General features: G+C 72.0%; 22 protein-coding genes. 2 read left to right on the forward strand and 20 right to left on the reverse strand.

The annotated features are described in order from the left end of the window. Positions 1–9: 9 nt before the first annotated feature. The 4 genes from MOPEL_RS02005 to MOPEL_RS02020 all read right to left on the reverse strand — a co-directional run bounded on the left by MOPEL_RS02005 (position 10) and on the right by MOPEL_RS02020 (position 4,125). Positions 10–810 (reverse strand): HAD family hydrolase, encoded by an 801-nt coding sequence (locus MOPEL_RS02005; RefSeq protein WP_009481180.1) that lies wholly within the window; start codon positions 808–810, stop codon positions 10–12. Continuing rightward, positions 807–2,357 (reverse strand): glutamate--tRNA ligase, encoded by a 1,551-nt coding sequence (gene gltX, locus MOPEL_RS02010; RefSeq protein WP_009481181.1) that lies wholly within the window; start codon positions 2,355–2,357, stop codon positions 807–809. The genes MOPEL_RS02005 and gltX overlap by 4 nt, the downstream gene beginning before the upstream one ends. Before the next feature lie 123 nt (positions 2,358–2,480). Beyond that, positions 2,481–3,257 carry a fumarylacetoacetate hydrolase family protein gene (locus MOPEL_RS02015; RefSeq protein WP_009481182.1) on the reverse strand — a complete coding sequence of 259 codons (777 nt, stop codon included), beginning with the start codon at positions 3,255–3,257 and terminating at the stop codon, positions 2,481–2,483. Between the two features lies 1 nt (position 3,258). Further along, positions 3,259–4,125 carry an SGNH/GDSL hydrolase family protein gene (locus tag MOPEL_RS02020; RefSeq protein ID WP_009481183.1) on the reverse strand — a complete coding sequence of 289 codons (867 nt, stop codon included), beginning with the start codon at positions 4,123–4,125 and terminating at the stop codon, positions 3,259–3,261. 302 nt (positions 4,126–4,427) lie between these two features. Between MOPEL_RS02020 and MOPEL_RS02025 the strand changes: the two genes are divergently transcribed. Next, entirely contained in the window at positions 4,428–5,288 is an 861-nt protein-coding gene (locus tag MOPEL_RS02025; protein WP_009481184.1) for a hypothetical protein, read from the forward strand. 269 nt (positions 5,289–5,557) lie between these two features. Next, positions 5,558–5,914: a hypothetical protein gene (locus tag MOPEL_RS02030; RefSeq protein ID WP_009481185.1), complete on the forward strand. Its 357-nt coding sequence runs from the start codon at positions 5,558–5,560 to the stop codon at positions 5,912–5,914. Between the two features lie 111 nt (positions 5,915–6,025). Here the strand turns inward: MOPEL_RS02030 and MOPEL_RS02035 are convergent, their stop codons facing one another. The 16 genes from MOPEL_RS02035 to MOPEL_RS02115 all read right to left on the reverse strand — a co-directional run bounded on the left by MOPEL_RS02035 (position 6,026) and on the right by MOPEL_RS02115 (position 24,782). Next, positions 6,026–6,514, reverse strand: a complete 489-nt coding sequence (locus MOPEL_RS02035; protein WP_141631123.1) for a DUF1707 domain-containing protein — start codon at positions 6,512–6,514, stop codon at positions 6,026–6,028. A 130-nt stretch (positions 6,515–6,644) separates the two neighbouring features. Next, positions 6,645–7,730 carry a branched-chain amino acid aminotransferase gene (locus MOPEL_RS02040; protein ID WP_009481187.1) on the reverse strand — a complete coding sequence of 362 codons (1,086 nt, stop codon included), beginning with the start codon at positions 7,728–7,730 and terminating at the stop codon, positions 6,645–6,647. Between the two features lie 197 nt (positions 7,731–7,927). Further along, positions 7,928–9,031 (reverse strand): 3-isopropylmalate dehydrogenase, encoded by a 1,104-nt coding sequence (locus MOPEL_RS02045; protein WP_009481188.1) that lies wholly within the window; start codon positions 9,029–9,031, stop codon positions 7,928–7,930. Positions 9,032–9,095: 64 nt separating this feature from the next. Next, on the reverse strand, positions 9,096–10,349 hold the full coding sequence (locus MOPEL_RS02050) for a C40 family peptidase (RefSeq protein ID WP_083841686.1): 1,254 nt from the start codon (positions 10,347–10,349) through the stop codon (positions 9,096–9,098). A 454-nt stretch (positions 10,350–10,803) separates the two neighbouring features. Beyond that, complete coding sequence (gene ilvC / locus MOPEL_RS02055) at positions 10,804–11,832, reverse strand: ketol-acid reductoisomerase (RefSeq protein ID WP_009481190.1); 1,029 nt, start codon at positions 11,830–11,832, stop codon at positions 10,804–10,806. A gap of 65 nt (positions 11,833–11,897) precedes the next feature. Beyond that, positions 11,898–12,401, reverse strand: a complete 504-nt coding sequence (ilvN, locus tag MOPEL_RS02060) for an acetolactate synthase small subunit (RefSeq protein WP_009481191.1) — start codon at positions 12,399–12,401, stop codon at positions 11,898–11,900. Beyond that, positions 12,398–14,236, reverse strand: coding sequence for an acetolactate synthase large subunit (locus MOPEL_RS02065; RefSeq protein ID WP_009481192.1), 1,839 nt, complete (start codon positions 14,234–14,236; stop codon positions 12,398–12,400). Before MOPEL_RS02065 ends, ilvN begins: the two co-directional genes overlap by 4 nt. Positions 14,237–14,635: 399 nt before the next feature. Then, positions 14,636–16,423: a M12 family metallo-peptidase gene (locus MOPEL_RS02070; RefSeq protein ID WP_051992171.1), complete on the reverse strand. Its 1,788-nt coding sequence runs from the start codon at positions 16,421–16,423 to the stop codon at positions 14,636–14,638. A 342-nt stretch (positions 16,424–16,765) separates the two neighbouring features. Further along, positions 16,766–17,275, reverse strand: a complete 510-nt coding sequence (locus MOPEL_RS15610) for a SixA phosphatase family protein (protein ID WP_009481194.1) — start codon at positions 17,273–17,275, stop codon at positions 16,766–16,768. Between the two features lie 23 nt (positions 17,276–17,298). Next, positions 17,299–18,867 carry an Asp-tRNA(Asn)/Glu-tRNA(Gln) amidotransferase subunit GatB gene (gene gatB / locus MOPEL_RS02085; RefSeq protein WP_009481195.1) on the reverse strand — a complete coding sequence of 523 codons (1,569 nt, stop codon included), beginning with the start codon at positions 18,865–18,867 and terminating at the stop codon, positions 17,299–17,301. Beyond that, a complete protein-coding gene (gene gatA / locus MOPEL_RS02090; RefSeq protein ID WP_009481196.1) occupies positions 18,864–20,399 on the reverse strand; it encodes an Asp-tRNA(Asn)/Glu-tRNA(Gln) amidotransferase subunit GatA in 1,536 nt (511 codons plus the stop codon). The genes gatB and gatA overlap by 4 nt, the downstream gene beginning before the upstream one ends. A gap of 49 nt (positions 20,400–20,448) precedes the next feature. Further along, on the reverse strand, positions 20,449–20,745 hold the full coding sequence (gene gatC / locus MOPEL_RS02095) for an Asp-tRNA(Asn)/Glu-tRNA(Gln) amidotransferase subunit GatC (RefSeq protein ID WP_040632343.1): 297 nt from the start codon (positions 20,743–20,745) through the stop codon (positions 20,449–20,451). 73 nt (positions 20,746–20,818) lie between these two features. Beyond that, positions 20,819–21,229 (reverse strand): secondary thiamine-phosphate synthase enzyme YjbQ, encoded by a 411-nt coding sequence (locus tag MOPEL_RS02100; protein WP_009481198.1) that lies wholly within the window; start codon positions 21,227–21,229, stop codon positions 20,819–20,821. Positions 21,230–21,452: 223 nt separating this feature from the next. After that, on the reverse strand, positions 21,453–22,199 hold the full coding sequence (locus MOPEL_RS02105; protein ID WP_245544686.1) for an alpha/beta fold hydrolase: 747 nt from the start codon (positions 22,197–22,199) through the stop codon (positions 21,453–21,455). 271 nt (positions 22,200–22,470) lie between these two features. After that, positions 22,471–24,360, reverse strand: a complete 1,890-nt coding sequence (locus MOPEL_RS02110; RefSeq protein ID WP_009481200.1) for an alpha/beta hydrolase — start codon at positions 24,358–24,360, stop codon at positions 22,471–22,473. After that, on the reverse strand, positions 24,357–24,782 hold the full coding sequence (locus tag MOPEL_RS02115; protein ID WP_009481201.1) for a hypothetical protein: 426 nt from the start codon (positions 24,780–24,782) through the stop codon (positions 24,357–24,359). Before MOPEL_RS02115 ends, MOPEL_RS02110 begins: the two co-directional genes overlap by 4 nt. Between the last annotated feature and the right edge of the window lie 6 nt (positions 24,783–24,788).

Below are 24,788 nucleotides of genomic sequence, written 5' to 3' on the forward strand. Positions count from 1 at the left end.
TCGTGGTCGTCAGGGGCGGAGGACCGGTCCCCGCCCGACAACGGGTCCAAGGAGCGCGGTCACCTCGGCGAGGCCGGCGACGATGCGCACTCGCGGGTCGTCGACGGGCGTGCCCCATCCGGCGTTCCGCGGCTCGGGTCGGTCGGGCCGCTGGATCCACGCGACGCGCATCCCGGCGGCGAGGCCACCCTCGACGTCGGTGGGCAGGGTGTCGCCGACGACGAGGGTCTCCTCCCGGTTGCCGCCGACGAGTTCCATCGCCCGGGTGAAGATCGCCGGGTCGGGCTTGCCGACGCCGAGGGTGTCGGTCGTGACGACGGGCCCCCTGCCGCGCAGGCCGACGGCGTCGAGCTTGACCTCCGTCTGCTCCTGGCCGGAGTTCGTGACGAACCCGACGGCGACCCCCGTCGCGGCGGCCGCGTCGAGGAACGCCAGCGCGTCGTCGAAGGCGACCTGCGAACGGGCGAACGCCTCCCGGTAGGCCGCCTCGAACGTCTCGAACCCCGTCTCGGGCAGGCCGGCGGCGCGGCACGCCTCGTGGTAGCGCGCCGCGCGCATCTCCGGGAACGCGTACTCGCCGCGCGTGTAGGCGTCGAAGTAGCCGCCCGGGTCGTCGTAGAAGACGTCGGAGATCCGTTCGTGCACCTCCCCCGGCCGATCCGGCCACGCGGCGGCCGCGCCGACCCGGCACGACCCCCGCATCGCGGCCTGCGTGTCGACGAGAGTGTCGTCGATGTCGAGGAGGAGCCCACGTACGGGCGCGGCCCAGGGATCACCCTGGGCCGCGCCCGGACTCGGTATCCTGCTCACAGCGTCGCTCGCAGCGCGCGCAGACGCGTGAGGGTCGAGTGACGACCGAGGATCTCCATCGACTCGAACAGCGGCGGCGAGACACGCTGCCCCGAGATCGCCGTGCGCAGCGGCCCGAAGGCGAACTTCGGCTTGAGCCCCAGGCCCTCGACGAGCGCAGCGCGCAAGGCGGCCTCGATGTTCTCGTGCGTCCACCCGCGGCCCTCGCCGAAGATGTCGCCCTCCTCGGTCGAGATCCCCTCGAGTGCCGTGACGGCCGCGTCGAGCACGGCCGGCGCGTCGTCCTTGAGCTGCCCGCGGGCGTCGTCGGCGACGGGCACGGCGTCGTCAGGGGCGTAGAACGGCGCGACCTGCGGACCTGCCTTCGTCAGGTGGGTGAGACGCGGTTGGATGAGCGCGGTGATCGCCTCGAGGCGACCCAGCTCACCGAGGTCGGGACGCTCCGGCAGGACGCCCTCCGCGACGAGGTAGGGCAGCAGTCGCGCCGCGAGTTCGTGCGTCGGCAGCTCACGGACGTACATGCCGTTGAGCCAGTCGAGCTTCGTGAGGTCGAAGACCGGCCCGACCGGGTTGACCTTGTTCCACTCGAACCCGTCGCTGAACTCCTCGAACGAGAACATCTCCCGCTCGACACGCTCACCGTCGTCGTCGGTCTCGATGATCGGCGGATAGCCGAGCAGGGCGAGGAAGTTGACGAGCGCCTCCGGGAGGTAGCCCTCGTCGCGGAACCACGTGAGCCGCGCCTCGGGGTTCTTGCGCTTGCTGATCTTGCTCTTGTTCGCGTTGCGCAGCAGCGGCATGTGCGCGAACTTCGGCTCGGGCAGCCCGAGCCAGCGGTAGAGCAGCAGGTGCTTCGGCGTCGAGGAGATCCACTCCTCACCACGGACCACGTGGGTGATGCCCATCTCGTGGTCGTCGACGACGACGGCCATGTGGTACGTGGGGAAGCCGTCGGCCTTGCGGATGACCTGGTCGTCCGGACGGGGCGCCTTGAGCGTGCCGCGGATGAGGTCGTCGAACTCCAGCGGGACGTCGTCCGGGATGAGCATCCGCACGACGGGGGTCTCGGAGAACCCCGGCAGCTGTGCCCGCTCCTCGCGGGTCTTGCCGTGGCAGAGCCGGTCGTACCCCGTGACCGGCGACTTCGACCTCTCCTGCTCGGCCCGCAGCTCCTTGAGTCGCTCCGAGGAGCACCAGCAGTAGTAGGCGTGGCCACTCTCGATGAGGCGATCGATGTACGGCGCGTACGTGTCGAGTCGCTCCGACTGCCGGTACGGCGCGTACGGTCCTCCGACATCGGGCCCCTCGTCCCAGTTGAGCCCCAGCCAGTCGAGGGTGTCGAAGAGCTGCGCCTCGCTGTCCTCACGGAAGCGCGCGCGGTCGGTGTCCTCGACCCGCAACACGAACCTCCCCCCGTGCTTGCGCACGAAGGCCAGGTTGAACAGGGCCATGTACGCGGTACCGACGTGCGGATCGCCGGTGGGCGACGGCGCGACGCGAAGACGCGGCGTGATCGCAGAGGGTTCGGAGGCAGGTGTCGTCGTCATGATGGGCCCAGCCTACCGAGCACGACGGACAGGTTTTCGCCGCTCGCCCGGCCCCTGGACCTCGCGCGCCGCCGCCGCGGCCTCGGAGGAAGGCCGGGCGGCGGCGGAACCGGACCAGGCGACTCAGCGCCGGACGAACGGGTTGGACAGGGTGCCGATCCCCTCGATCTCGACCTCGACGCGCTGACCGTCGGTGACCGGCCCGACCCCGGCCGGGGTGCCGGTGAGGATGACGTCGCCGGGCAACAGCGTGAACGCCCGCGAACATGCCTCGACGAGGGTGGGCACGTCGAACACCATGTCGGAGGTCCGGCCGTCCTGCACGACCTCGCCGTCGCGGCGCGTGACGAGACGAAGGTCCTCGGGGTCGAGGTCGGTCTCGATCCACGGCCCGAGCGGGCAGAAGGTGTCGAGGCCCTTCGCCCGCGCCCACTGACCGTCTCCGCGCTGCAGGTCCCGGGCCGTGACGTCGTTGGCGCACGTGTACCCGAAGATCACGCTCTTGACCTGGTCGGCCGGCACGTCCTTGCACATGCGTCCGATGATCACCGCGAGTTCACCCTCGTAGCTCACCTCGTTCGTGAGGTCGGGCATGACCACCGGATCGCCCGGTCCGACGACCGCCGTGTTGGGGACGAGGAACATCAGCGGCTTGGTGGGCAGGTCGTTGCCCATCTCCTTGGCGTGGTCGGCGTAGTTGCGGCCGATGCCGATGATCTTGCTGCGCGGGATGACCGGGGCGAGCAGCCGGGCGTCCGCCATGTCGACGCGCTGCCCGGTCCCGGAGACGGGCGTGTACAGCGGGTCCCCGCCGACCTCGGCGATCCACTGCTCGTCGCCCTCGCCCTGCACGATGCCGTAGCGCGGGTCATCCCCGGTGGTGAAACGTGCGATCCGCATGTCATCTCCTTTGCGTCAGCGACCTCAGGACGGCGTCTCCGATGACGCGATAGCCCTGGTCGTTCGGGTGGATGTCGCCGCGGCTGCACATCCACGTCCACGTGCAGATCCGCGCGACCCTGACCGGAACCCTGCCATGCCCGGGCAGGTCGACGCGACGCAGCCACCCGTCGTCGAACGACTCGGTGACGTACGCGACCCGCACCCCCGCGTCCCGGGCCGCTCCCCGGACGGCGGCGTTGACCTGGGTACGAACGATTCCCGACAGGCTCGCGGCCGCCCGGGTCGAGGTGCCGCGCAGGGAGGCGGCCTGGAAGGGGTCGTAGTAGTCGAGAACGAGGATCCGCGCGTTCGGAGCCGCGCGACGGAGCTCGGTGAGGAGCGAGGTCAGCCGAGGTCGAAGCCTGCCGATCGAGCGCTGGGTGCAGCGCACGTCGACGCGGTACGTCCGCCCGCGCTCGGAGAGGCACCGCAGCAGATCAATGGCGCCGAGCGAGACCGTCACCAGCGTCGTGTCGGGATGGGCGCGCAGGAACGCCAGAGCCGCCGCGCGTTGGCTGCCCTCTCGATAGGCGCATCGCCCGCCGGTACGCATGGTCGAGGTGCCCTCCCCCGTGCAGGCGAGGTTCGTGATGCGAACCGGAGTGCCACGCCGCGCCATGCCCGACGCGACCCGGGCGGCGTAACCGCCGCGCTTCTCATCACCCTGGCCCGGCTGGTAGCCCGCCGAGAGCGAATCACCGAGCACCAGGTACGGCCGCACCGTCGCCGTCGTCTCGGCAGGAGAGGCGGCCGCGGTCGGCAGGCCCCCGGCGAACAGTCCCAGAACGAACGAGAGAACGACGACACCCACAGGCAGACAACGCATTTGGCCTCCTGAGAAGAGCGCGGTCCCGACCAGAGTACGGTCCGGACACCAGCGACACCGGCCGCACGACGCGCAGCGATCTCGCGGCGGTGTGCCGCCGTCGGTCGGAGGCAGGGAGGCGGAGACGACCTACGCATCTCGCGCAACAAAGACCGGTCATTGGTGATGCCTGCGACAGGCGCAACGGCGTGACCAGCGGAATCGCACTTCTTCCCTGCCGTGGGTCGTCCCGCGACAGCTCTTTTGTTGCGCGAGATCCGCCGGCACCTCGTCGCTCGCGGGCCTCGGCTACCCTCGTCGCCGTGGAGCGACGGGCGGAACAGCAGTGGCGGGCGCAGGAACGAGCCCATACCGACGCGATCGACCAGCTCACCGACGCCCACCTCGCCCGGCGGCGCACCGGAGCCGGCCACCCTGTCGAGGACTTCCTCTTTGTCTACTACCGGCATCGGCCCGGGCAGATGCGGGGTTGGCACCCCGGGGCCAGGGTGAAACTCCTCGGTGACGATCCCTGCGGCCGCGGCGCCTGGGCGTTCTACTCCCACGACGAGGAGGGCGTCTTCCTCGACGTGGACGCCTACCTCGCCAAACGGGGTGACACGGTGCGGTTCGTCCACGACCTGCTCGCGGCCACCGCCGCCCGGCCCCCTCACCTCGGGTGTTTCGGCCTGCACGAGTGGGCGATGGTGTACGCCCTCCGCCCCGGCGAGCAACGACACGAGAACTGGCCGTTGCGGCTCGGCCAGGCCGAGACCGACGCCGTCACCGAGTCACTGCCGATCCGGTGCAGCCACTTCGACGCCTACCGGTTCTTCACCCCGGCCGCGCGTCCCCTCAACCTGCTCTCCCCCACCCGCGAGTCCCAGACCGACCACGAACAACCCGGCTGTCTGCACGCGACGATGGACCTCTACAAGTGGGCGACGAAACTCGGTCCACTCGTCCCGGGTGCGCTGCTCGTCGACGCGTTCCGACTCGCCCGCTCGGCCCGCGAACTCGACATGCGGGCATCGCCCTACGACCTGCGCGAACTCGGTTTCGACCCCGTCCGCATCGAGACCGCCGAGGGCCGGGCGATCTACGTCGCCGCCCAGCGCGACCTCGCGACCCGGGCCGAGCCGATTCGTCGGCGTCTCGTCGAGGTCTGCGGCGCCGTCCTCTGACGGGACCCGAACCGTCGTGACGCCCTCCTGCGTCCGCGATGACGGCGCGGACGCCGCGCGGCAGACGACCGGCGCGTCCGCGCTTGGGCTCGGAGCGTACGCGCGACCAGCGGTTCCCGCCTGACGGTCGCCAACCCGACCGAACCCGTGGAAGGTCCCCACGACGTCCCGCGCCGCCCTACGCTGGAATCCGGGGCAAGCGAAGGCCGGTGTCCTCGCACGGGGCTGCCCATGGAGCGAGGAGCCCCGACCGACGAAGGGAGCCGGGGATGGATCGCACCAGCGACCTCACCCGTCACCGCTGTCGGAGTGTCCGGTTCTCGCCGACCTTCGTCGCGACGCTCGCCGTCGTGGTGGGCTGCGGAGCAGTCGCCCGCGTCCTGGGTCTCGGCTACATGAACACGCCCGACGTACTCGGGTACGACTTCGGCCAGACACCGGGTGCCTATCTCGCCTACGAGTTCCTGTTCATCGGCGCGATGTGCGCCCTGGCCTGCGGCGTCGTCACACGTGCGACGTATGCGTGGCAGCGCCGGAGTGCGCGTCCTCGGATCGCCCGCCGCGACGTCATGGCTCTGGCGGCCCTCGTCGTCCTGCTGTCGACGGTCTGGCTCCTGATGCCATAGCCGAACCATCAGGTTCGACGTCCGATCATGGCCGCGATGAGGGTGTTCACCCCTCAGTACGGGTGTCCGGCCCTCCCCGCGGTTCCGCGTGCGGTGCGCCAGAGTCGACGGTTACTCTTCAGCGGAGTCGTCGTCGCAGGAGCCGCCTCGAGTGAGGGCAGGCAGCACGGTCCACACGATGGGGATGAGCAGGAACCACAGCCACGCCCGGTCCATCGAGTCGTTGGTGAGGAAGAACAACGCCACCGCGACGAGCGGGACGACGCCCTGGATCGCTCCGGCGATCTTGGGGTCGAGCCTACGCCCGGAGCTCTGCGACACCTCTCCCGACGGATCGGGAGCGGCCACCGCTGCGCCCGTGGGGCGCTCCTCGACGGGCGAGACCGGCGGGATGGGCGAGAGCCCACCACCGGCGTGAACGCCGCCGTCGACGTCCCGAAGGTCACCGCGTTCGATCGCCTCGACCTGCTGGATCGACTCCGCGCGTCGCAGAGCGGTGGTGCGACGCTCGTGCTCGCCGGCCTCCATGTAGCCGCGACGCCACGCCTCGCCGAGCCTCTCGGCCGCTGCCTGCCGGGCCTGCTCCATACTCTCGTCCATGGTCTCCCCGATCGTGGATGGTGACACCGACTCTACGGGCCGGCCTCGGCGAACACGCATGAAGCACGGCGTCCGGCCGCGGCGGGGCGCGGCCGGATGCCGTCGCTCGGGTGGAGTGCCCGAAGCCGGCTCAGACGAGCCGTTGCATCCACCCGCGGGTGTCGGCGGTCTTGCCGTACTGGAGGTCGAGCAGGGTCTCGCGGATCTTCATCGTCGCCTCACCCGGCTCGGTCGAGACCGTGCACTCGCCGCCATCCCACTTGAGGGTGCCGACGGGGGTGACGACGGCGGCCGTGCCGCACGCGAAGACCTCGGCGATCTCGCCCGAGGCGACGCCGTCCTTCCACTCCTGGATGGGGATGCGGCGCTCCTCGACGGTGAGGCCCATCTCGCTGCCGAGCTGAAGGATCGAGCTGCGGGTGATGCCCTCGAGGATCGTGCCGGTGAGCTGCGGGGTGACGAGGCGGCCGTCGCGGTACACGAAGAAGAGGTTCATGCCGCCGAGTTCCTCGATGTACGTGTGCGTCGAGGAGTCGAGGAACACGACCTGGTCGCAGCCGTACTCGGCGGCCTGCACCTGACCGGCGAGGGAAGAGGCGTAGTTGCCGCCGCACTTCGCGGCCCCGGTGCCGCCGTCGCCCGCACGGGCGTAGTCGGTGGAGAGCCACAGCGAGACGGGCTTGATGCCGCCGGAGAAGTAGGCACCGGCCGGGGAGGCGATGACGTAGTACGTCGCCTCGTTCGCGGGGCGCACGCCGAGGAACGCCTCGGAGGCGATCATGAACGGCCGCAGGTAGAGGCTCGTTTCGCCGGTGCCGTAGTCGGGCACCCAGTCCTGGTCGGCGTCGACGAGCACCTTGATCGACTCGACGAAGTCGTCGGTGGGGAGTTCGGGCAGCGCAAGTCGGCGTGCGCTGCGCTGGAGGCGCTCGGCGTTGGCCTGCGGGCGGAACGACCAGATCGAGCCGTCCTCGTGGCGGTACGCCTTGAGCCCCTCGAAGATCTCCTGGCCGTAGTGGAGGACGCTCGCCGCGGGGTCGAGCGAGATCGGCCCGTAGGGCAGGAGATCGCCGTTCTCCCAGCCCCCGTCGCGGGTCCACCGGATGCGCACCATGTGGTCGGTCATCGTCTTGCCGAAGCCCGGGTCGGCGAGGACGCGGGCGCGCTCCTCGGCGGGAATACGGTCGGTGCGGCTGTTCGTGGTGAACGTGAGCATGGGGTTCCTCTCCACGGCGACGGGGATGGATCGGGGGCGCGGTGCCGACGACGGTGGTCGAGGCGGTGACGGGCCCGTCGTCCGCAGAATAACGGACGGCGGTCAGGCACGCCCCGGCGCTGCACCTCTCCGAACGAGGCGCAGGGACGAGGTTCCATGGCGAGGCGCAGAGCTGCCCGGCCGTCGTCGCGGAGATCTCAGGCGAGGCGACGGACGACGGCGTCGCCGATCTCGCTCGTCGAGCGGGATCCGGCGCCGCGGGAGGTGAGGTCGGCGGCGACGGCCTCCTCGATGCGGGCGGCCTCGGCGGAGCGTCCGGAGTCGGCGAGGAGCATCGCCGCCGAGAGGATCGCCGCGGTGGGGTCGGCCTTGCCCTGCCCGGCGATGTCGGGTGCGGAACCGTGGACGGGCTCGAACATGCTCGGCACGGCCGGGTCGGGGTTGATGTTCGCGCTGGCGGCGAGGCCGATGCCGCCGGTGACGGCGGCGGCGAGGTCGGTGACGATATCGCCGAAGAGGTTGTCGGTGCAGATCACGTCGAACCGGCCGGGGTCGGTCGCGAGGAAGATCATCGCGGCGTCGACGTGGAGGTAGTCGGTGCTCACGTCGGGGAACTCGGCGCCGACCTCCTCGACCGTGCGACGCCAGAGGTGTCCGGCATAGGAGAGCACGTTGTGCTTGTGCACGAGGGTGAGGTGCCGGCGGGGCCGCGCCTGGGCGCGAGCGAACGCGTCGCGGACGAGCCGCTCGATGCCGAAGCGGGTGTTGACGCTCACCTCGGTGGCCACCTCCGCGGGGGTGCCGACGCGTAGCGCTCCCCCGTTGCCGGTGTACGGACCCTCGGTGCCCTCACGGACGACGACGAAGTCGATGCCGTCGGGGGCGACGCGGGCGACGTCGAGGGGGCTGCGCACGCCGGGGAACAGGCGGGAGGGGCGCAGGTTGACGTAGTGGTCGAGCTCGAACCGCAGCCGCAGGAGGAGCCCTCGCTCGAGGACGCCGCTCGGCACGCTCGGGTCGCCGATCGCGCCGAGGAGGATCGCGCCGTGTCGACGGAGGTCGTCGAGGGTGCCGTCGGGGAGCGCTTCGCCGGTCTCGTGCCACACGCGGGCGCCGAGGGGGTACGCGGTCGTCGTGAGGCCGTCCTGGCCGAGCACGGCGCGGAGGGCCTTGACGGCCTCGGCGGTGACCTCGGGTCCGATGCCGTCGCCCCCGATGACGGCGACGTCGAGGGGCGCGCCGGAACCGTCGGTGGGAGAAGCGGTCTCGGACGTCACGGGATCTGCGGAGTGCGTGGGCATACCCTCATCCTAGCGGCGGCCGTCTCGCTCTCCGGTACGCATGATTCATGATGTGAGACGCACGTCAGCCGACGCGTCCCCCCATGGGCAGCAGGCTGCGGCGGTAGATCGGGGAGTACTTGATGACGGCGCCCGTGTGCGGCGCCTCGATCATCGCGCCGTTGCCGACGTAGAGGCCGACGTGATGGATCGAGCGCTCGCTCGACCCGAAGAAGACGAGATCGCCGGGCTGCAGGTCGGCGATGGGGACCCGGGAGGTCGCGCCGTACTGCCACTGGGCGGTCCGCGGCAGGCGCCCACCGGCCGAGGTCCATGCCCCGAGCGTGAGGCCGGAGCAGTCGAACGAGCCAGGGCCGGTGCCGCCCCACCGGTAGGGCTTGCCGAGCTGGGCACGCGCGAAGTCGATCGCGGCGGCTGCACCGGTCGAGTTCGGTGCGGGGAGATCGGTGGGGGCGGTGCCGATCGACGACGAGCCCGACGTCCGGGCCGACGAGGCGGCCGCGGCGGCGGCGCGGGCGGACTCCTCCATCTGCGCACGGATCCGGGCGGCCTCGGCGGCGTCTGCGGCCTCGCGGAGCCGGGTCTGACGACGCTGCTCGACCTCGACGCTCGTGCGGCGCAGCTCGGCAAGGCGGGCGACGAGGCGCTTCTCCTGCGCCTCGAGCTGACGCGAGCGCGCCTCGGCGGACTCGGCGGCACGTTGGGCGTCGGCGAGGGCGCTCGCGGCCTCGGCCGCGGCCTTCTCCTGGGCCTTCTTCGCGGCGTCGGCAGCGGCAGCGGCAGCGGCGGCCTCGGCCTGGGCCTCACGCGCGTCGGCGAGACGACCCGTGCGGTAGTCCTGTGCGGCGGTGACGTCGGCCTCGGCGCGTGCGAGGTCGGCGGTGGATCCGGCGAACAGCCAGGCGAACTCGCCGAGGCTGCCGCCCTGCATGTAGAGGCGGGCCGCCATGTGCTCGACGGCGCTCTTCGATTCGGCGGCACGCGCGGCGGCCGCATCGGCGGCGCGGCGGGCGCGGGCCGCGGCCTGGGTCTTCTCCGTGAGGAGGGCTCGGGCGCCGTTGGCCTTCTCCGCGGCCAGTTCGGCGTCGCGGTGCGCGTCCTCCTCGGCGAGGCGCGCGGCGTCGAGGCTCCTCTGGGCGGCGGCGACCTCGGCGGCCCCGTCCGTGGCCGCCTCCCTGGCGGCCTCGACCTCGGCCTGGGAGACGCTGCGCTCCGTCGGCGACGGGCTCGGAACGGGGTCTGCGTGGGCGATCCCGGGTGCGGTGACGCCGCACACGAGCGCCAGCGCCAGGGTCGTTCGTCCACGCCAGGTCATCATGCTCCTCGAGATCTACGGGTAGCGGTTGTCGTCGACCGCCCGGGCGCGCGACGCTGCCCGCCGGGACGAGGTGCGCACGGCGGGGCCGCAGGCGCACGGGTGTGGTGATTCCCCCCGATCACCGATTCCATTGGAGCACGCCCCACCGACAGCCGCCCGACGCCTTGCACACTTCAGAAGAAACCCTGACCGGTGCGAACACCTCTGCGCCGACTCGGGACACACGACGATGTCGCCCCGCGAGCCCCACCGCGTCGACGACTTCGCCCCGCTCCCCCCGCGTCACCTCGGCGCGTCCGCCCCACGGGCCCCCGCCACCGCCCCCTCGGCCGCCTCCGCCGGACCATCGAACACAGACCCCGGACCGCGGACACCCGGACGCCGGACCACGAACGGTGTCGTGGCCCGGCGTCCGGGTGACCCGTGAGGAACGGGCCGGAGGGGCACCGGGGACTCAGCGGGCGGCGGAGCCTTCGGTGTAGTCGGAGTCGGAGTCCTTGACCCAGGCCATGAGCTTGCGCAGCTCGCGGCCGGTGGCCTCGATGGGGTGCTGAGCACCCTTCTCGCGGAGGGCCTGGAACTCCGGCGCCCCGGCGTCCTGGTCGTCGATGAAGCGCTTGGCGAACGTGCCGTTCTGGATGTCGGCGAGGACGCCCTGCATGTTCTCCTTGACGTGGCTGTCGATGACGCGCGGGCCGGAGACGTAGTCGCCGTACTCGGCGGTGTCGGAGATCGACCAGCGCTGCTTGGCGATGCCGCCCTCGATCATGAGGTCGACGATGAGCTTGAGCTCGTGGAGGCACTCGAAGTAGGCGATCTCGGGCTGGTAGCCCGCCTCGACGAGGGTCTCGAAGCCGTACATGACGAGCTGGCTCGCGCCACCGCAGAGGACGGCCTGCTCGCCGAAGAGGTCGGTCTCGGTCTCCTCGGTGAACGTCGTGCCGATGCCGCCGGCGCGCAGGCCGCCGATGCCCTTGGCGTAGGACTTGGCGGTGTCCCAGGCCGTGCCCGACTCGTCCTTCTCGACGGCGAGGAGCACCGGCACGCCACGGCCGTCGGTGTACTCGCGACGCACGAGGTGGCCGGGGCCCTTGGGGGCGACCATGACGACGTCGACGCCCTCGGGGGCCTCGATGTAGCCGAAGCGGATGTTGAACCCGTGCGCGAAGAGCAGCGTCGCGTCCTTCTTGAGGTTCGGCTGGATCTGCTCGGCGTAGACCGTGCGGGCGTGCTGGTCGGGCACGAGGATGACGACGACGTCGGCCTCGGCGGTCGCGTCGGCCACGGAGAGGACACGCAGGCCCTCCGCCTCGGCCTTCTCACGGCTCTTGCTGCCCTCGGCGAGGCCGATGCGGACGTCCACGCCGGAGTCGCGCAGGTTGAGGGCGTGGGCGTGGCCCTGGCTGCCGTAACCGATGACGGCGACCTTCTTGCCCGCGATGATCGAGAGGTCGGCGTCGTCGTCGTAGAACATCTGTGCCACGAGGGGCTCCTTCGTTGGTGAGGGGTGCGTGAGGTGGGTGCGTGAGAGGTGGGGCCGGGCGGCGCTCAGTGGCGCGCGCTGCGGTCGCTGATCGAACGGGATCCGCGGCCGACGGCGACCATGCCCGACTGGACGAGTTCGCGGACGCCGTACGGCTCGAGGAGGGAGAGCAGCGCCTCCAGCTTCTCGACCTTGCCCGTGGCCTCGATGGTGAGGCTGTCGGGCGAGACGTCGACGACCCGCGCGCGGAAGAGGTCCACGGTCTCGAGCACGTGGCTGCGGGTCGTGGGGTCGGTGCGGACCTTGATGAGGATGATGCGCCGCTCGACGAAGCTCTCGAGCTCGACGACCTTGATGACCTCGACGAGCTTGTTGAGCTGCTTGGTGACCTGCTCGACGGGAAGCTCGTCGGCGTCGGCGACGACCGTCATGCGGGAGATCGCGGGATCCTCGGTCTCGCCCACGGCGAGGCTCGCGATGTTGAACCCGCGTCGGGAGAACAGGCCGGCGATGCGCGTGAGCACACCCGGCTGGTTCTGCACGAGCACGGAGAGCACGTGGCGGCTCATCGGGCACCTCCAGCCTTCTCGTTCATCGCGTCGATGGCGCGGGTCTCCTCCTCGTCGGCACGGTCCCACACGGGGGACATGCCGCGGGCGTACAGGATCTCGTCGTTGCTCACGCCGGCGGGGACCATCGGCCACACCATCGCGTCGCGGCAGACGACGAAATCGACGATGACCGGGCCGTCGTCGATCTCGAGCGCCCTGCGGATCGTGTCGTCGACGTCCTCCTTGCGTTCGCACCGCATCCCGACGCAGCCGTAGGCGTCGGCGAGCTTGACGAAGTCGGGGATGCGGGAGGAGCCGTGGCTCGTGTGGAGGTCGGTGTTGGAGTAGCGCTCGTCGTAGAAGAGCGTCTGCCACTGCCGCACCATGCCGAGCGAGGAGTTGTTGATGACGGCGATCTTGATGGGGATCTCGTTGATGACGCAGGTGGCGAGTTCCTGGTTGGTCATCTGGAAGCAGCCGTCGCCGTCGATGCCCCAGACGACGCGGTCGGGTTCGCCGACCTTGGCGCCCATGGCCGCCGGCACGCAGTAACCCATCGTGCCGAGTCCGCCGGAGTTGAGCCAGGCGCGGGGGCGTTCGTAGTCGATGAACTGCGCCGCCCACATCTGGTGCTGGCCGACGCCGGAGGCATAGATCGCCTCGGGGCCGGACAGGGCGCCGAGGCGTTCGATGACGTACTGCGGGGAGAGGAGACCGGACTCGGGCTCGGTGTACCCGATCGGGTAGGTCTCCTTCCACGACAGCGCCTCGGCGTGCCAGGCGGAGTAGTCGGCCTCGAACTCGTCGGCGCGGAGCTCGTCGAGGAGGTCGGTGACGACCTGGGTGCAGTCGCCGACGATCGGCACGTCCGCGGTCCGGTTCTTGCCGATCTCCGCCGGGTCGATGTCGGCGTGGATGACCTTGGCCAGCGGCGCGAAGGTCGAGAGCTTGCCGGTGACGCGGTCGTCGAAGCGGACGCCGAGCGCGATGATGAGGTCGGCCTTCTGTAGGGCCGTCACCGCCGACACGGAGCCGTGCATGCCCGGCATGCCGAGGTGCAGCGGGTGCGTGTCTGGCACGACGCCGCGCCCCATGAGGGTGGTGACGAGGGGGATCTGCGTGAGGTCTACGAGTTCGCGCAGCACGTCGCTCGCGCCGGAGCGCACCGCGCCGCCACCGAGGTAGAACACCGGGCGGCGCGAGGCGGCGATCAGCCTGGCGGCCTCACGGATCTGCTTGCTGTGCGGCTTCGTCACCGGCCGGTAGCCGGGCAGGGCGAGCCTGGGCGGCCACGCGAACCGGGTGCGCGCCTGGAGCGCGTCCTTGGTGATGTCGACGAGGACCGGACCGGGGCGGCCGGTCGAGGCGATGTGGAACGCCTCGGCGATCGCCCGGGGGATCTGCTCGGGGTCGGTGACGAGGTAGTTGTGCTTCGTGATCGGCATCGTGATGCCGCGGATGTCGGCCTCCTGGAAGGCGTCCGTGCCGATGGAGCTGCTGCCCACCTGCCCGGTGATCGCGACGATCGGCACCGAGTCCATGTGGGCGTCGGCGAGGGCCGTGACGAGGTTCGTCGCGCCGGGGCCCGAGGTCGCCATGCACACGCCGACCCGCCCGGTGGCGGCGGCGTAGCCCTCGGCCGCATGCCCCGCGCCCTGTTCGTGGCGCACGAGGATGTGACGGACCTTCTCGGAGTCCATGAGGGGGTCGTAGGCGGGGAGGATCGCACCGCCCGGCATCCCGAAGACGACCTCGACGCCGGTCTCCTCGAGGGAGCGGACGAGGCTCTCCGCACCCGTGAGCTCGTCGACGACGACCTGCCCCGAGCTCTGGGGGCCGGGGCCGGGCGCCACGGGTCCGGACGAGGACGTGGCATCGCCACGCGGGGCCCGCGGGGGCGGCGCGGGGCGCGGGGTGCGGGGATCGGTCACGGTGGGTCACCGCTTTCGTGAATTCGAGTCGTGTGGGGCGAGGTCGGGCACGGTCGTGTCACGGTCGATTCTGCCGTCCTCCCGGCCGGAGTCGGCGGGACGACCCACCCGGATCGGTCGCTCCGGGTGGGCACCCATGAAAAAACCCCGCCGTCCGCCGTGGGGACGATGGGGTATGCGCGTCAGCGAGGTGGGGCCGACGCGCTCACGTGAGTACGAGGATCATGGGCATGCGCCCACCTTGCCCGAGCGGACCCCGCCCGTCAAAGATGTGAGACGCCGATCTCGCATTGCGAGACCACATCTGAGGAGTGAGGTGGGTCAGCCGAAGGCGACCGCGTGCCATCCGGACCACGCACTTCCCGTGCCGCCGGAGACGGCGCGCACCCGGACGTGCACGGTGGTGCCGCGGGCACCCTTGAGCTGGGCCGACGTCCGCGTCGTCTTCGAGTACCAGGTGCGCGGCGTGGAGACGGCGCGCCCCTTGACCGTACGGATCGCCGCGTCGTAGCGCACGCCACGTGTGCCCGACTTCCACGAGACGACACCGCGGTTGTCGATCGAGACCTTCGGGGTGGCGGGCCCGGCCTTCTTCACCGCAGGGCGCGACACCGGAGCAGAGGCCCGCGTCACCCGGCCGGGCGTCCCCACGGCACGGGCACCCGAGGCGACGACGACCTCGACGGCCACGGCCCCTCCACGGACACCGGTGACGGTGACGCCCACTCCCCCGCCGTATGTCGTGAACGTCGATCCCGCGGGCAGCGCCCAGGAGGCGTCGTTGGCCGCGCCCGTCGGCGAGGCATCGAGAGAGACCGTGGCCGGCCAGGGACTGTCGGCCGTCGCGGGCTCCTCGCGGAGCACCCGCACTCCGGCCGCCATCGGCGTGTAGAGACGCGCGTCGCGACGGGTCCGATCGCGGTACTCCACCCAGTAGACCGCGCCCGAGCGGGGGTCGCGGATGCGGGCGGCCCGCACCCCGGTGAGGCCGGAGACGGGGCGGAGCGTGAGCGTGCGGGTCCCACCGGTGACGTCGACGTAGTCGCGGGTGTCGGCGAGCCCGACACGCACGGCCTGCGGGAGCGAGAGCGAGCCCGCGTTGTCCTGCGCGGAGGCGGACATCACGTCGTGGGGGTCGCCGTACTCCTCGAGGGAGCAGCCGGCGGCGAGACGACCGAGGTTCGCGTCGGTCACCGACCGGCAGTGCAGACCCTTGGCATGCGAGAGGCCGAGGTTGTGGCCGATCTCGTGAGCGAGGACGGGCCAGGAGGTGTCCGAGACGTAGACGACGCCTCCGGTCGACAGCTGTCCGCCCATCGAGGCGAGACCGTAGGAGCACCCGGCGTCGAGGGCCGAGCGCGGGAGGAGGACGACGAGGTGGCGGTTGTCACCCTCGGTGAACCCCGTCGCGCGCGCCGCCTCCGTCCACATGGAGAACGGGGAGTCGCTGCACGAGTACGCCGAGGCGTACGGCTTCGACACCGAGCCGAGGCGGAGCGAGACTGCGCCGCGGCTCTGCTCGCGCCAGTACGCGTCGGCGCCGCCGACCTGGGAGGCCACCTGGGCGGCCGTCGCCACCGTGCCCTGCACACCCTTCGGGCGCACGACCGCGACCGTGAGAGCGTGCACGGCCGGCGCCGAGGCACCCTGGGCGGTCCGAGCGGGGGCGAGGACGACGGCGCCCGTGCCCGCGACGGGAGTCCCCTCGTCGGAGAGATGACCGACGACGGCGTCCGAGAGCCCGGAGCCGCTCGGAGCGGGGCGGCGGGTCGCGGCGCGAAGCTCGGCGCGGTCGACGACGACGTCCGTGCCCTCGACGCGGCGGCCGGCGCGGATGTCCGCGACCGCGTCGGCGGGGACGGGAACGGTGAGACGCACACGGTCACCCGCGCCGACCGAGTCCGCGTCCCGCAGCGGGAGACGTTCCCCGTCTGGCAGACGCACGGCGGCGTCGACCCCTGAGGTGACGTCGGCGAGACGCTCGACGACACCTTCGACCGTGACCTTCGCGCCCGTCTCCTCGGCCCCGGTGGCGTGCGCCGCGGGAGCGAGCAGACTCCCCATGGCGGCGACGACACCCAACGTCACGATCCATCGGTGTTCCCGCATCCTGCGCACCCCTCATCCTTGATCCGACTCCGTCCCTGGAGGCGGGCCGCCCGCGTGGCAGAACGGGCGGCTCCTCCGTCATCGGCCGCGGAGGAGGAGGCTGAAGGATGTGGCGGGGGCGACTTTGGACGGGTGTTCGGTCATGACTTCGACCACGGTGCAGCGGTGAACAATTGGTCGAATCAATTCAGGTGTGATGTGAGTCACCGCACCTGATCGTCGGTATGGAGGGTGGTCCCGGACACCGCAGAGCCGGCCCCACCCGCGGGTGGGGCCGGCTGCGGAGAGACGGACGCAGGTCGCCGAGGACCTGCGGGAGGGTCGCTCCTCGTCCGCAGGGTCCTACCCGCTCGCGTGGCAGAACACGAGGGCGGTGTCGTCCGCCGGGAACGACGTCCAGTCGCCGGGGTGGGAGAGGACACCGACGGTCGCGGGCTTCCACACGTCGGGGAGGTCGCAGTGGACCTCGCCGCACGTCGCGAGCTCCTCGATGCCGGGGGCATGGGCGACGACGACGAGGGTCCGCACGTCGTCGGAGGCGGTGCGGACGACCTCGAGGAGGTCGTCGAGGCCGCCGTTGTAGATCGCCTCGTCGACCTGGGTGTCCTCGGCCTCGAACCCGGCGGTCTGCATCGCCTCCCACGTCTGCTGCGTGCGGGTGGCGGCGCTGACGATCGCGAGGTCGGGGGCGACGCCCTGCGCCTTGAGCCACGCGCCGGCGGTCCGCGCGTCCTCGCGGCCACCCTCGGTGAGCTCGCGCTGCTCGTCCCCGTCCGGGGAGTGCGGTTCGGCCTCGCCGTGCCGCACGACGACGAGAAGGAGGGCGTCGGGATCGGTCTGCTCGACAGTCATGGTTCCAGGATGCCCGTCTCGGCTCAGCCTTCGACGCCGAGGGTGGCGAGGATGAGCTGACGGACCTTGGTCGCGTCGGCCTGCCCCTTCATCTCCTTCATCACCTGACCGATGAGGGCACCCGCGGCCTGGACCTTGCCGCCGCGGACCTTCTCGGCGATGCCCTCGTTGCGGACGATGACGGCGTCGACCGCGGCCTGGAGCGCGCCGTCGTCGGAGACGACCGCGAGACCCCGGGCGTCGGCGACCTCCGTCGGCGTGCCCTCCCCCGCGAGGACGCCGTCGAGCACCTGCCGGGCCATCGCGTCGGTGAGACGTCCCTCGCGGACCATGCCGTCGAGCTCCACGACGGCCTCGGGGGTCAACGGCACGTCGGCGAGCTCGGTCCCGTCGGCCTTCGCCCGGCGGGCGACCTCACCGAGCCACCACTTGCGGGCGGCGGCGGGCGTCGCGCCCTTCTCGGCCGTGGCCGCGATGAGGTCGAGCGCGCCGGAGCCGAGGACGTCGCGCATCTCGAGGTCGGAGAAGCCCCATTCCTCCTGCAGGCGGCGACGGCGGGCGGCCGGGGGCTCGGGGAGCGTCGCGCGGAGCTCCTCGACGTGCTCCGGGCTCGGGGCGACCGGCACGAGGTCGGGCTCGGGGAAGTAGCGGTAGTCGTCGGCGTCGGACTTCGGACGCCCCGAGGTGGTCTCGCCGGTGTCCTCGTGCCAGTGGCGGGTCTCCTGGAGGATCGACCCGCCCGCCTGCAGTACGGCGGCGTGGCGGCGGATCTCGTACTCGACGGCGCCCTCGACGCTACGGAGCGAGTTGACGTTCTTCGTCTCGGTGCGGGTACCGAGCGGCACCTCGAGCTGCTCGGGGCTGTCGGGGGCGCCGACGCGGGGCCTCAGCGAGAGGTTGACGTCGCACCGCAGCGAACCCTGCTCCATGCGGGCGTCGCTCACGTCGAGGGCCCGCATGATCTCGCGGAGCGCCCCGACATAGGCACGGGCCACCTCGGGGGCACGGGCGCCGGCACCGACGATCGGCTTGGTGACGACCTCGATGAGGGGAATGCCCGCCCGGTTGTAGTCGATGAGAGAGTGCGTCGCCCCGGAGATGCGGCCGGTGGCGCCACCGACGTGGGTGAGCTTGCCCGCGTCCTCCTCCATGTGCGCCCGCTCGATCTCGACGCGATAGACCTCGGTGCCGTCCCCGTGCTCGTTCGGGATCTCGACGTCGAGATGACCGTCGTGGACGATGGGCTCGTCGTACTGGCTCGTCTGGAAGTTCTTCGTCATGTCCGGGTAGAAGTAGTTCTTCCGCGCGAACCGCGAGTACGGTGCGACCTCGCATCCGAGGGCGAGGCCGATGCGGATGGCCGAGTCGACCGCCGCCGCGTTGACGACCGGGAGCGCGCCGGGCAGGCCGAGGCACACCGGGCAGACGTGGGTGTTGGGTGCGGCGCCGAACTCGGTCGAGCAGCCGCAGAACATCTTCGACGCCGTCGACAGCTCGACGTGGACCTCGAGGCCCATGACCGGGTCGTACGCGGCCAGGGCGTCCTCGAGGTCGAGGGGCTCGACGTCGTCGTGGGTGAGGTGCTGGGTCATCGGGTGGCCTCCGACGTCGTCGTGGTCTCGGGCAGGGCGGGGATCTCGTCGAGGATGCCGCCGCCCCACTGCGCGTGGAGGCGGGCCTCGAGGGCGGCGCCGACGGCGTAGAGGCGGTCGTCGGCCATCGCGGGGGCGTAGACCTGGAATCCGCTCGGCAGGCCGTCCTCGGCGAGACCGTTCGGCAGGCTCAGACCGGGCAGACCGGCAAGGTTGGCGGGGATCGTCGTGATGTCGGAGAGGTACATCGCGAGCGGGTCGCCCTGCTCGGTCCCGAGGGGGAACGCCGTCGTCGGCGCGGTGGGCGAGACGAGCACGTCGACACGCTCGAACGCGGCCTCGAAGTCGCGCGCGATGAGCGTGCGCACCTTCTGCGCCTGGCCGTACCACGCGTCGTAGTACCCGGAGGAGAGCGCGTACGTGCCGAGGATGATGCGTCGCTTGACCTCGGGCCCGAACCCGGCGGCGCGACTCGCGGCCATCGTGCGCTCGGCGCCGCCGGCGTCGACGCGGACGCCGTACCGCATCGCGTCGTAGCGGGCGAGGTTGCTGCTCGCCTCCGCCGGGAGGATGAGGTAGTACGCGGCGACGGCGTGGGCGAAGTTCGGGCAGTCGATCTCGACGATCTCCGCGCCCGCCTCCCGGAGGTGCTGGAGCGACTCGTCGAAGCGGGCGCGCACGCCCTCGGCGAGCCCCTCCCCGAGGAGGTCGCGGACGACACCGATCCTCATGCCGGCGACGTCGCCGCGGCGGGCGGCCTCGACGACCGGGGGCACCGGGGCGTCGATCGACGTCGAGTCGCGGGGATCGTGCCCGGCGAGGACCTCGTGGAGGAGGGCCGTGTCGAGGACGGTGCGGCCGCACGGGCCGATCTGGTCGAGGCTGCTCGCGAGCGCGATGACGCCGTACCGGGAGACGGCGCCGTACGTGGGCTTGCACCCGACCGTGCCCGTGAAGGCCGCGGGTTGACGGATGGAGCCACCCGTGTCGGAGCCGACCGCGAGGGGGGCGGAGAACGCGGCGAGCGACGCGGCCGACCCACCACCGGAGCCGCCGGGCACGCGGTCGAGCGCCCAGGGGTTGTGCGTGTCGCCGTAGGCGGAGTGCTCGGTGGAGGATCCCATCGCGAACTCGTCCATGTTCGTCTTGCCGAGGATCGGCATGCGCGCGGCCCGGAGGCGTTCGACGACGTCGGCGTCGTAGGGCGGCACCCACCCGTCGAGGATCGTGGAGCCGGCCGTGGTGACGAGGCCCTTCGTGCAGGCGACGTCCTTGACCGCGACGGGCACGCCGGCGAGCGGCGGGAGCGTCTCCCCGGCGGCGCGGGCGGCGTCGACCTCCGCGGCCGTGGCGAGCGCCCCGTCGGCGTCGACGGCGAGGTAGGCGTGGACGGCGGGCTCGGTGGCCTCGATGCGCGCCAGGTGGGCGCGGGTGAGGTCGACCGACGTGATCGTGCCGTCGGCGAGGGCTGCGGCGAGGTCGGCCGCGCTCGCGTGGGTGAGGGCCTCGGGGGTGTCGAGAGTGGGGGGCACGGGGAGTCCTTCGCGGGGCGGGATCGGGTGCGGGCGAGGTGGGCGCGACTCAGTCGTCGGTGAGGATGCGCGGCACGAGGAACCGGTCGTCCTCGGCGGCGGGGGCACCCGCGAGGGCCTGCTCGGCGGTGAGGCCGGGGCGCACCTCGTCGGCGCGCATGACGTTCGACAGCGGCTGCGGGTGCGACATGGGCGCCACGTCCTCGGCCGCGGCCTCACGCACCTGCGCGAGCGAGTCGAGGATCACCGACAGGTCGCCGGCGAGCTGCTCGCTCTCGGCGTCGGTGAGGTCGATGCGCGCGAGCATCGCGAGATGGTCCACCTGGTCACGGGAGATCCTCGACATGCCCCTCAGTCTAGGTGGGCCCACCGACGACCCTTGCGACCTGCCGTGTCCCGCGGCGTCACGTCGACGGGCGTCAGCCCTCGACGACGGAGACGCGGACCTGCCGGTCGGGGTTGTCGACGTTGAGGTCGACGAACGTGATGCTCTGCCACGTGCCGAGCGCGGTGCGCCCGTCGACGATCGGCAGGGTCGCGTGCGGCGGCACGATCGCGGGCATGACGTGGGTGCGGCCGTGACCGCGGGTGCCGTGGGCGTGGCGCCACCGGTCGTCGGCGGGGAGAAGGTCGGCGAGCGCGGTGAGGAGGTCGTCATCGCTGCCCGAGCCGGACTCGATGACCGCGATGCCCGCCGTCGCGTGCGGCACGAACACGTTGAGCAGACCGTCGCGCACCCCGGAGTCGGCGACGACGCGCTCGCACTCGCGGGTGATGTCGCGGACCACCTCGGTGCGGCCGGTGGTGAGGTCGAGAACCGTGGAGAACATGTCGCCATCCTCCCAGTCCCGCGCCGGCGCCGCCCGTCGCCTCGGCCCGACGTCGTTCCTGCCATGACGCGCCCCCACCCCACCGCAGGAAGGCGATCCGGGCCGCGCCGACCAGGCGACGGCCAGACCCCGGGGGCGGTCACCCGCGGCCGGGGCGCGTTCACGTGACCGGACTCAGAGCATCGTCACCGGTGCCGGTACGAAGAGGCGGACCGACGGCCGGTCACCGGTTGACCGCCGCGTAGTACTCGGCGAGGAACTCCAGCATGATCCGGTTGAACGCCTCGGGATCGTCCTGGTTGGCGTTGTGCGCGGCGTCGGGAACGACCTCGTACCGGCAGAGCGGATCGCGCTCGGCCCACACGGGTGCGGTGCGCGCGATGTTGCCGGTCCGGTCCTCCGCACCGTGCACGAGCAACAGGGGCGCCTCGATCCGGTAGCCCGGCTCGGGCCGGACCGCCGTACGGGCCACCGCGCGCCAGACCTCGACGAACTCCCGTCTCGACATTCCCTCCAGCACCTCCGCGACGTACGCGCGCACCTCGGGCCGGAGCGCCGTCGACGTCACCACCATCCGCTTGAGGTGACCCCACGGCCAGGCCGCCAACCACCACGGGGAGGTCCACAACCACCACCGTTCCCCGCGCGAGATCGGCAGGGTGGTGCACGTGGAGCCGATGACGATCAGAGCCGCCACCCGGTCCGGCGAACGACGCACGAGGTGCTGCGCGACGTAGCCGCCCATCGACTGCCCGCCGACGCAGACACGGCCCGAGACGCCCAGCTCGTCGAGGATCGCGAGAAGGTCGTCGGTCATGTCCGAGATGTGCAGCGGAAGCCGACCGATCGGCCGCGACCGCCCGTGACCACGCACGTCCCACGTCACCACCCGGTAGCCCGCCTGCACGAGCGGGGTGAGCTGCGCGTCGAACATCCGGTGATCCATCGTCGCCCCGTGCGTGAGGGCCACGACCGGACCCTCCTTCGGGCCGCAGACCCAGGCGTGAACCGTGGTCCCCGCGCGGGGGACGACCATCTCTGTCCGCGACGGCAGTGCCGAGGCCCGATCCATGCCCTCGACGATGACCCGGGCGATCGGATCGGTCAACCGGTTCGTGCGCGGCGGCCGCGTCGTGCCCCGGGTTCCCGGGCCCGTCAGGGCGCCGCCCGCGACGACACCGGGCCGGTCCGCCGATGCGGCACGACGATCCACGACCGCCGGCCGTGGTGGGTTCGACGGCTCAGCGGCGGAACGGGACGAGGTCGGGCGGTGGGGTGATCTCGCGCGGATCCTCGCCCTGGACGACGGCGACGATGCGACGGAAGGACGTCGTTCCCGGTTCGACGCAGTCGGCGTGGCCACGCGGTCCGACGAGGACCTCGCCCCGGCGACGATCGTCGCGGTCGGTCTCCCACACGCCCGTGTCGAGCTCGACGATGCCCGGCAACGTCATCGGATCCGCGCCGAGGATCTTCTCCCCCGCCCGCTCCGCCACGGTGCGGGCCGGAGCGAACGGCACCGACGACAGCGACGACAACGCCGCGTCCCCCCTGCGCCACAGACGGATGAGGTCCCCCGGCGCGGTGAGCGCGTACCGCGTGACGCGACGCGCCCGGCCGAGGGCATCGTGATCTGGATAGTCCGCGACCGAGCGCACGCCCGGGCCGATCCCCGGCACCCCGGCATGGACGACCCGGTCGACACGCAGCCCCAGCGCCTCCGCCGCACCGACGATCGTGCCGCCGTAGGAATGACCGACGACGGTGATCGGCACCCCGTCGGGCACGTCGAGCCCTTCGACGCAGTCCCGCAACGGCGCCGCCGCCGCGCGGGCGAACCGACCGAACGGCGACTGCGTCCCGATCGCCGACGGGAACCGCGCACCCATCCACGTGACCACCGCGGTGCGCCCGGTCGGGTCGGCACGAAAGAGGGCGCGGACGATGTTCGTCGGCCACCCGAACTGCCGCACCGTCGTCCCCGTGCCACCGACGTAGACGGCCACCTGCTCCGTCTCGGCGTCGAGGGTCCCCCACAGCTCGACGACGCGCCCGTCGGGATGGAACGCGACGACCTGCCGATGACCCCACCGGCCCCGCCCCTGGGAGACGCGGTCGTGGAGGAGGCGTCGGGTGAGCTCGACGAGGGCCCGCAGGTCGGCCCGGCGCGCCGTCGCCCGGTCGACGTCGACGGTGGCGATCGCGGTGGCGGCGTCGTTCGCGAGCCACGCGTCGAGCACCCGGCCCGTCACCGCACGCCACGGCGAACGCGCGTCGCGGTCGTGTTCGACGGCGATCTCGCGCGCGAGTTCGCGGTCGCGGGCCCGCATGCGGCGCAGCTCCGACCGCATGACGAGCCGATTGGCCTCGCACCGCGCCCACACGGGCACCCCGTCGAGGCCGCCGAGGGCACGAGGGTGGGTGAGCGCGGCCCGCCGCACGGCGTCCGCACCCGCGTTCGTACATGCCCGCCGCACCCGGTCGACGCGGAGCAGCGACCCCGCCGCGACGACGACGGCGGGATCGTCGTCCGCGTCACCGAGTGCCGGTGCGAGCCAGGCGGGCCCGGTCGCGTCGTGGGGATCGGTGACGGCGGCGAGGAGACGCGGGTCCCGCGCGAGAGCCGCCCGCGCCTCGGTCGCGGGGAGTGCCTCGAGGTCGGCCCGGCCGCGCGGCCGCTCCCCCGCCGTCGCCCACGGGGTGCGGGCGAGGAGGTTCCCGAGCGTCGGCAAAGCCCGCCCGGCCGCCTCGACCGCACGACGACAGTCGCCGTCGGCGTCCGCGAGAACGTTTGTGCACGAACGGATCTCGCGCAGCGACGTCGGGTGATGGCGGAGGACGTCACGCAGTCGCGTCCCGTGTACGTCGAGCGCGGACGCGAGGGCGTCGAGCGCGTTCCGGACGTCGCGGATGGCCGTGACGAGGTCTCCTGCAGCCGCCTCGTTCATCCCCGTGCGCGCGAGGACGGCCTCGACCCGCGGCAGATGATCGTCGAGCTGTCGCATGGCGTGCCGCAGCGGCTCGGCGTCCTCGAGCATCCACGGATGGACGAACGGTCGCCACACCGACGACGCCGTGACGGCGACCGCCGACCGCGCCGACTCCGCGACGTCCTTCGCCCGCCGCGTCACGACACACCGCCGTCGGCAGGCCCCGGAGCCCCGCCCGATCCGTCGGGAGAGGCATCGCCGGACGCGTCGACACGGGTGACGTCGGGCGTCGCGAAGCGCACGTCGCGGCGCGCGCCTGCGGACGCGTCGAGCGCCGAACGGTCGACCGGTTCGTCACCCATGGGACCGGGCACGCCCCCCGATCCAGGGACGCCCACTGCCCCACCCTGATCGCTGGATTCCGTTTCCGGAGAGCAGGATTCGACGACGACCGCGAGGTCTCCGAGAAGGGTTCCCATCGCCGTGGCGACGTCGAACCCGACGTCGGCGACCGCCGATCCGGGCAGGTGGTCGACGGCGTGCTGAATCGCCGCGGGCACGCCCCACCCGCCGGCGAGATCGTCGAGTTCCCTCGCCGTCCAGGCGCGGTCGTCGGCATCCATGCGGCG

Source organism: Mobilicoccus pelagius NBRC 104925 (assembly GCF_000247995.1).
Classification (GTDB): domain Bacteria; phylum Actinomycetota; class Actinomycetes; order Actinomycetales; family Dermatophilaceae; genus Mobilicoccus; species Mobilicoccus pelagius.

What these genes read in the sequence shown, in the direction of transcription:
- gltX (WP_009481181.1), bottom strand. Translation starts at nt 2,357, where the DNA reads ATGACGACGACACCTGCCTCCGAACCCTCTGCGATCACGCCGCGTCTT.
- MOPEL_RS02015 (WP_009481182.1), bottom strand. Translation starts at nt 3,257, where the DNA reads ATGCGGATCGCACGTTTCACCACCGGGGATGACCCGCGCTACGGCATC.
- MOPEL_RS02020 (WP_009481183.1), bottom strand. Translation starts at nt 4,125, where the DNA reads ATGCGTTGTCTGCCTGTGGGTGTCGTCGTTCTCTCGTTCGTTCTGGGA.
- MOPEL_RS02030 (WP_009481185.1), top strand. Translation starts at nt 5,558, where the DNA reads ATGGATCGCACCAGCGACCTCACCCGTCACCGCTGTCGGAGTGTCCGG.
- MOPEL_RS02035 (WP_141631123.1), bottom strand. Translation starts at nt 6,514, where the DNA reads ATGGACGAGAGTATGGAGCAGGCCCGGCAGGCAGCGGCCGAGAGGCTC.
- MOPEL_RS02040 (WP_009481187.1), bottom strand. Translation starts at nt 7,730, where the DNA reads ATGCTCACGTTCACCACGAACAGCCGCACCGACCGTATTCCCGCCGAG.
- MOPEL_RS02045 (WP_009481188.1), bottom strand. Translation starts at nt 9,031, where the DNA reads ATGCCCACGCACTCCGCAGATCCCGTGACGTCCGAGACCGCTTCTCCC.
- MOPEL_RS02050 (WP_083841686.1), bottom strand. Translation starts at nt 10,349, where the DNA reads ATGATGACCTGGCGTGGACGAACGACCCTGGCGCTGGCGCTCGTGTGC.
- ilvN (WP_009481191.1), bottom strand. Translation starts at nt 12,401, where the DNA reads ATGAGCCGCCACGTGCTCTCCGTGCTCGTGCAGAACCAGCCGGGTGTG.
- MOPEL_RS02070 (WP_051992171.1), bottom strand. Translation starts at nt 16,423, where the DNA reads ATGCGGGAACACCGATGGATCGTGACGTTGGGTGTCGTCGCCGCCATG.
- MOPEL_RS15610 (WP_009481194.1), bottom strand. Translation starts at nt 17,275, where the DNA reads ATGACTGTCGAGCAGACCGATCCCGACGCCCTCCTTCTCGTCGTCGTG.
- gatB (WP_009481195.1), bottom strand. Translation starts at nt 18,867, where the DNA reads ATGACCCAGCACCTCACCCACGACGACGTCGAGCCCCTCGACCTCGAG.
- gatC (WP_040632343.1), bottom strand. Translation starts at nt 20,745, where the DNA reads ATGTCGAGGATCTCCCGTGACCAGGTGGACCATCTCGCGATGCTCGCG.
- MOPEL_RS02100 (WP_009481198.1), bottom strand. Translation starts at nt 21,229, where the DNA reads ATGTTCTCCACGGTTCTCGACCTCACCACCGGCCGCACCGAGGTGGTC.
- MOPEL_RS02115 (WP_009481201.1), bottom strand. Translation starts at nt 24,782, where the DNA reads ATGGATGCCGACGACCGCGCCTGGACGGCGAGGGAACTCGACGATCTC.